This is a genomic window from Clostridium sp., from assembly GCF_029258205.1.
In the GTDB taxonomy this organism is placed as follows: Bacteria; Bacillota; Clostridia; order Clostridiales; family Clostridiaceae; genus Sarcina.
The window spans coordinates 48,119-54,738 of the sequence record NZ_JARHZJ010000090.1 but is presented as its reverse complement, the minus strand read 5'-3'; the positions used below and the strand labels follow the sequence as shown (position 1 = coordinate 54,738).

Genomic DNA, 6,620 nt, shown 5'->3' with positions numbered 1-6,620 from the left:
ATTAAAGTAAAGCTGAGAAGAGTTTTGAAAATGATTCTTTAATTTTAACTGAAATTCCTCTATTAAGATAGTCTTCTTTGGTTAATTGCTTTGAAATAAGCATGTCCTTTTCAAACTGTTTACGTTGTATTTTTGCTATTTCATCTGAGTATATCATAGAAATTACTTCAAAATTTAGTTCAAAGCTTCGTGTATCCATATTAGCAGTTCCTATTGAACATACTTCATCATCTATAACTAATGTTTTAGAGTGAAGGAATGCATTCTTGTCATAATGATATATTTTTACTCCAAAGTTTAGTAAATCACCAGCATACTTTAAATTTGCCCAATAAACAAATGGATGATCACCTTTGCCAGGTATCATTATTCTTACATCAATTCCAGATATAGATGCAAGTTTTAAACTATCAGTTATGCTATCATCTAAAATTAGATATGGTGATTGTATGTAAATATATTTTTTAGCTTTTTGAATCATTTCTAAATATGATAATTTAATTTCATAAAAGTTATAAGGGTTAGGACCACTAGATATTATTTGCATACCACATTTTGAATAATTAGCCATTGTAGAAGGTGTTTCTTCATTTTTACAATCTATTAAGTAGCTTAAATCAACATCTTCCTTAGTAGCATATCTCCAATCAGCCCAAAATCTTAAATCTAAGTCTCTTACTGAGTCACCCATGAATTTTATATGAGTATCTCTCCAGTAACCAAATTTAGGATCTTTACCTAAATATTCATCTCCTACATTAAAGCCACCAACATAGCCAACTTTATTATCTATAACTATTATTTTACGATGATTTCTAAAGTTCATATTTATGTTTATCAATCTAAATATAGCAGGGAAGAATTCACCAACTTTTACACCGGCATCAATTGCAGACTGAAGTTTTTTTCTATTAGTGCTTCTACTGCCTACAGAGTCATATAATAATCTAACTTCAACACCAGATTTAGCTTTTTCTTTAAGAATATCTAAGATTTTTGAGCCTATGTCATCATTTTTGAATGTGTAAAATTCTATATTTATGCTTTTTTGTGCTTTCTTTAAACTTTCTAAAATATCATCAAATAATTCTTTTCCATCAAAAAATACTTTGGTTTCCACATTTATTCTATAAGGTGAATATTCCATGTTTTCAATAGCTTTAATCATATCATTATGTTTATATTTTTTTAAGTCATCATTTAAATTATTTGTGTTTTTTAATTTCTTCATGTATTTATCAAAGAGAGTAAGTTCAGATTTCTTCATTATAAAAATATCTTTAATATTAACTTTTCTTCCTAACATTAAAAATAAAATGAAACCTATGTACGGTAATATAATTAATACTAATGTCCAAGAAATTATACTTTTAGAAGAACGATTTTCTTTAAAAATCATATAAAAAATGGTTAATAAATTTACAATATGAAGTAAATTGGAGAAAAAAGTAAAAATCATAATTAATAAATCCTTTCTATATTTTTTAATACTTATAAATTAATAATATTATACACTATTCTAACAAATATTTATTATAAATGGATACTTATAAAATGGAATTTCATAGATGCCTTTAAATTGATCAATTAATTTAGGGGAAGTTAATTCTCCATTTTTGTCAATTATTTGAGAGATTAATGTTAGAATATTAGTATGTTTATTATAAATACTATATAGTATTTATAAATCATTTTTGAAGAAAAGAGTTTTAAAGTAAATATCAAATTTTTTATTATCTTCATTTTCAAGCAGATTAAAATGGTTCCATTTTGTATTATCAAATAACTCCATAATTAAGCTTTCATATAAATCTTAATATATAATAAATATGTTATCGTTAGGTAATAGAGTTACTGAAAATTTTCCAGTGGTTTTATTTGTAAATATAATTTGACCACACATTTCTTTTACAAATCTTGTATATAATACCGAATATCTCATCATAGAAAAAGTTCCATATAGTATCATCAGATTGTTTTAAAACATACGTATTTTGTTCTACTGATACTATAAATTTTACCTCGCAGAATAAATTTATTTATATACAATATGCATATTGAACTTAATGTCATAACAATATTAGAATTAAAATATTTAAGTATTTACTAAAAACATGTCCACGATTTAGAATAACAGTGGAGATAAATGGAATTTAAAAAAGATGACTCCTGTTAATTGCAGAAATCATCTTCTTAATGGTGTATAGCTTTTTTTAAAATCTCCTTGATAAATGGTACACTTTAACAATTGAAGTTATACTTGTTATTTTTTATTCGGAGTTTTCTCGATAATTTTACTAAATTATAGTTTCGATACAACCCAACCTATATCATATTTATTTGTTAATAAATTAATATGATATTAAAAATAAATTGTTTTTATAATTATTTATTATCACAATCTGGAAGTTTAAATCTACCAGTTACTTTTATTACACAGGAATGATAGCAAACATCAGTATTTAAATCTTGTACACTTACACAGTGACAATGCCTTAATTTATCTTTTATAATTTCACGTGCAAGTATAGCTTCTTCATAAGTGCATTTATTGCAAACAACATTATCTACACATACACTATTATAACAAGATAAGGCTATATTATTATGATGAGGGTATAAACATTGTCCTTCATCTTTAACAACGGAAACATTAACAATGAAAGGAATACATCCAACTATTTTTATATCATATCTAGGGGCTCCATTACAGCAGCATGGAACAATAATAGCATTTAAGCAATTTAAGTCGTATAATATTCTAGTTTGAGGGTCATGTTTATTGACATTGAAATTATTTGGTAGATTTATTGCACAACAAAAATCTACACAACGATTAGTATTTTTACAGGTAGTACTATGAGATTGACAGCTTGGTTTTGGTGAACTTTCTCTTTGACAACAGTCTGGTAGTATATTTTTATCTTCAACATCTTGAGTTTTTATTTCTTCAGTTTGTGTACCTTCAAATGATAGATATTCATTATTTAGTGTAACAGCGATTTGTTTACTTAAGCCAGGCATTTGAGACATTATTTTTTTTATATTTTTCATCTAACTTTTCTCCTTTTTGTATATTAAGATAAATTTCTATAGTATATAGTATGAGATTATACAAATAAAAGTTACTAGAGTGAATTTTAGTCAATAAAAAATAATGGAAATTAAATCTGTATCATAAGACATATTTTAAGTATGATTTTAAAAAAAGATTTTTAATTTTAGATCTTATTAAGGCAAATAAATTATAAAGGTTGAAATAGATATGATAAAACCAATTGTTAAGGATTTATTATTTTTAAGACAAAAATCAGAACCTGCAACTAAAGAAGATATAGGAATTATTGATGATTTAGTTGATAATCTAAGATTAAATTTAGAGAGTTGTGTTGATATGGTTGCTAATATTATAGGAGTGAAAAAATGCATACTTGTGTTTAGCATAGGAAATATTATAGTTCCTATGGTGAATCCAGTTATAGTAAAGAAAGAGAAGGGTTATGAAATAGAAGAAAGTTGCTTATCTTTAACTGGTTTTAGAAAAATAACAAGATATGAAATAATTGAAGTAGAATGTCTTGATAGAAATTTCAAGAAACATAAAGAAAAATTTTCAGGATTTACTGCACAGATTATTCAGCATGAAGTTTATCAATTTGATGGCAGAATAATTTAGTCAGTTTTAATAATAAAGACTAATAATTTTAAAAGAATATTTATTAAACTGAAAAAGTAGATGATTTAATTTTCAAATAGAATCATCTACTTTTTAATTATTAAATATAGCTTTTAATGAATACTTATAATGTAAATCTTCATTTAAAATAGATTGTTATTTTTAATATATTGATTATTAGGCAGAGTTACATTTTTGTTAAAGATATTTTTAAGAATTATTTGTATAAATTTTTCTTCAGAAATTACTATAGGATCAAAATATTTTGCTATAGTAGATTGTCTTATTCTTTTATTTTGAACAGATATAAGACCATTAGTTATTATATAGAGTTTATCATTAAAAGGAATGATTGTTAAAGTGATTTTAAAAATTTTATACTCTTTACAAATATTTATAAATAAAATAATATATTTGTAAAATATAATTTTGAGTTTATAATTAAGTTATTTGAATTTTTAAGGAGTAGGCATTATGAAAGGTAAGAAATTAAGTGTTTCAGGGATTCTTTTGATAGTAAGTTTTTTAATTTATATTGTTTATTTGATTTCAAAGTTTGTTTTATTAAATTATGGTATAGAGTTTAGAGAAGGAATTAAAGACTTTATTGCTTTAGATAAATTTATATTTATAGCAATATTGAACGTATTATTTATTAAAAAAATTTGGAAGGAGAAAGAGATAGGAAGGATAGCTAAGGTGTTTTCTACATTTTTATCTTTTATAATAGGTATTGTTATAACATTTGGTTTTGTTTTAGTGCCATATATTTTTAATTCAAGAGGAGAAGAGTTGGCGTATAAAGAAGGAAATTTATTGCTAGCTGTATCTTCATCTTCATTTCATGATTCATTGGTAAACTTTTATGAACCTATAAATTCTATAGTTATGAAAAAGCTTGATATTGAGGAAATACGTGATAATTCTCCAGGTAATTGTTATTATTATAGAGAATCTAAATTTTTAGAAAATCCTGATTTTGATATAAGAGAAGAATATGATTTTGAGGATTTAAAACCATTTAGTGCAAAGGAAAAATTCAGCAATGATGTGTTTAAGTACTTAGGAAATCAAACTTATGATTTTGGTGGTATAGTAATTAAATTTGATTCAGAAGAAACAAAGGTGAAAGAAGCTTGGATAGAAAGAAATATAGTTAAGTATGATAATGTAAATATAATAGGTGAAAATATTGATACTATTAAAGAAAATATAAGTAAACTAAAAATGGATGATGATGAGAGTATTGTATATGATGAATTTTTTGATGAAAAAGGAAATATGAATGTTAGAATTGGTAGTAGATATAGATCTTATACTAAAGATGAGTATAGAATATCTTATTATGATACAGTTTTAATTCTTGATGATAATGGAATAGTTACTTCTGTTAAGTATTTAAATAGTATGCTTATAAATGACAATGATTAATAATTTAATTGGAAAAACTATAAAAATATAACTGGAAATAAAATTTCCAGTTATATAATCAATATAGAATATTAAATTACACAAATTATTCTACAGTCTACATTCTTCATTCCCAAAATAACTTTATATCTTTATTCTTAATACACTTAAATTAAATCATCTAAACCATTAACTTTAGTTTGTTCATCTTCATTAATAGGAATAACTATGCACTTTTGACCATCAATTATTTGAGATTTTATTTCATGTATTTTCTCAGGCTTTACCTGAAGTACAATATCATATTCACTATTAATATCATTATTATCTTCAGATTCTTCTAAATTATTTTTTAAAATTTCATCAGAAACTATATCACAAGTTTCTGTAAGAACATCTTCTTCAGTGCCCATAGTAGATTCTTTTTTTACTTCTTCAAGTCTAGTTTTTAGTATTGCTACTTGCTTTTCAAGATGCTCTTCTTTTTTTCTTTGTTCATTTGCTTTTAGAGTTTTGTTATCAATTAAGTTTTCAGCTAAAGGAATATCTTCACCAAAGCTTTCTACATAAGATTTTTCAATCTGGCTAGTAACATCTTCAGGAATTCCACTTTCTATTAATATATTTTGAACATCTTTATCTGTTAAAGCTATAGGTTCACAGTCAGGAGTATCTTCATACATAGAGTTATGTTCTTCTATCATATTATTTAAATTTTCTTGTACTTCCATAAATACTTTTTCTGCTTTTTCTTCATCTAAGAAAGAATCCTTAATAATTGATTGGAATATTTGCTTTTGAATAGTAGCAGTTTGCTTTGAAGTACAACCTAATACATTTTCCATTAATTCTGGATGAGTATCTTTAGCATTTTTAGTATAATACATTACAGAATTAACATCTGAGCTACGATCTATAAAAGCAGGGAATACAAATCCATTAGCAGGGGCTTCAACTACCCAATCTCTAATACGTGATTTTATTTGATTTTCTTCTTCAAAATATCTAAGACCAGGACCTGAAAGAGAAACTGGACATACTGCACATAAAATATATTCATATACCTCTTCAGATTCATCTACTTTGAGGTTATCTTTAGTTTTTGTGATAACATCATAAGCATCATGGAAAAGAAGTATTAAAAAGTTACCTGTGTAATCATAATTATCTATAACTAATTTATAAAAATCATTAAGAAGTTCATCATCCTTTAATTGACTATTTTTTAATTGCATAAGAGAAACTTGGCTCTCGTTCACAAGATAATCATTTAAAGGAAAGTTTAGTTCTAAAATATTATTTCCAATAGTTCCAGACATAACCTTTTTAGCGATTTCTAAATATTTGAAATATTCATCTTCATCTAAGTTTAGAAAAGTTTCTCTAAAGTTTAAAATAATATTTTTTTCTCCATTGACATAGCATCCGCACATTTTAGTAAAGGTACAATGGTCTTTTTTTAGACGTTTTTTTAATTCAAGTATATCTTTTTTTCTCATATATAAACTCCTCAATCTAAACTAATTAATATATT

At 24.6% G+C, this 6,620-nt stretch carries 5 protein-coding genes and 1 pseudogene; 2 read left to right on the top strand and 4 right to left on the bottom strand.

Going from position 1 to position 6,620, the window contains the following annotated elements; genetic code table 11:
- Window position 1: 1 nt before the first annotated feature.
- Together cls and Q1J60_RS11385 are read right to left on the bottom strand one after the other, a co-directional pair.
- Complete coding sequence (gene cls, locus Q1J60_RS11390) at window positions 2-1,459, bottom strand: cardiolipin synthase (protein ID WP_300262278.1); 1,458 nt, start codon at window positions 1,457-1,459, stop codon at window positions 2-4.
- A gap of 926 nt (window positions 1,460-2,385) precedes the next feature.
- Window positions 2,386-3,054, bottom strand: coding sequence for a hypothetical protein (locus tag Q1J60_RS11385; RefSeq protein WP_300262275.1), 669 nt, complete (start codon window positions 3,052-3,054; stop codon window positions 2,386-2,388).
- A 211-nt stretch (window positions 3,055-3,265) separates the two neighbouring features.
- On the opposite strand from Q1J60_RS11385, the gene Q1J60_RS11380 reads away from it, so the two are divergent.
- Window positions 3,266-3,676, top strand: coding sequence for a peptide deformylase (locus tag Q1J60_RS11380; RefSeq protein WP_300262272.1), 411 nt, complete (start codon window positions 3,266-3,268; stop codon window positions 3,674-3,676).
- Between the two features lie 224 nt (window positions 3,677-3,900).
- Here the strand turns inward: Q1J60_RS11380 and Q1J60_RS13060 are convergent.
- A pseudogene (locus Q1J60_RS13060) lies at window positions 3,901-4,011 on the bottom strand (YjjG family noncanonical pyrimidine nucleotidase); the annotation flags it as partial.
- Window positions 4,012-4,150: 139 nt separating this feature from the next.
- Between Q1J60_RS13060 and Q1J60_RS11375 the strand changes: the two are divergent.
- The gene (locus Q1J60_RS11375; RefSeq protein WP_300262269.1) at window positions 4,151-5,107 is read left to right on the top strand and encodes a hypothetical protein; all 957 of its coding nucleotides are present in this window, start codon (window positions 4,151-4,153) and stop codon (window positions 5,105-5,107) included.
- A gap of 146 nt (window positions 5,108-5,253) precedes the next feature.
- On the opposite strand, the gene Q1J60_RS11370 is transcribed toward Q1J60_RS11375, so the two are convergent.
- Window positions 5,254-6,585 (bottom strand): DUF4317 domain-containing protein, encoded by a 1,332-nt coding sequence (locus tag Q1J60_RS11370; protein ID WP_300262267.1) that lies wholly within the window; start codon window positions 6,583-6,585, stop codon window positions 5,254-5,256.
- Window positions 6,586-6,620: the final 35 nt, after the last annotated feature.

Coding starts and splice junctions, on each gene's coding strand:
- cls (WP_300262278.1), bottom strand. CDS start 1,459: ATGATTTTTACTTTTTTCTCCAATTTACTTCATATTGTAAATTTATTA.
- Q1J60_RS11385 (WP_300262275.1), bottom strand. CDS start 3,054: ATGAAAAATATAAAAAAAATAATGTCTCAAATGCCTGGCTTAAGTAAA.
- Q1J60_RS11370 (WP_300262267.1), bottom strand. CDS start 6,585: ATGAGAAAAAAAGATATACTTGAATTAAAAAAACGTCTAAAAAAAGAC.
- Q1J60_RS11380 (WP_300262272.1), top strand. CDS start 3,266: ATGATAAAACCAATTGTTAAGGATTTATTATTTTTAAGACAAAAATCA.
- Q1J60_RS11375 (WP_300262269.1), top strand. CDS start 4,151: ATGAAAGGTAAGAAATTAAGTGTTTCAGGGATTCTTTTGATAGTAAGT.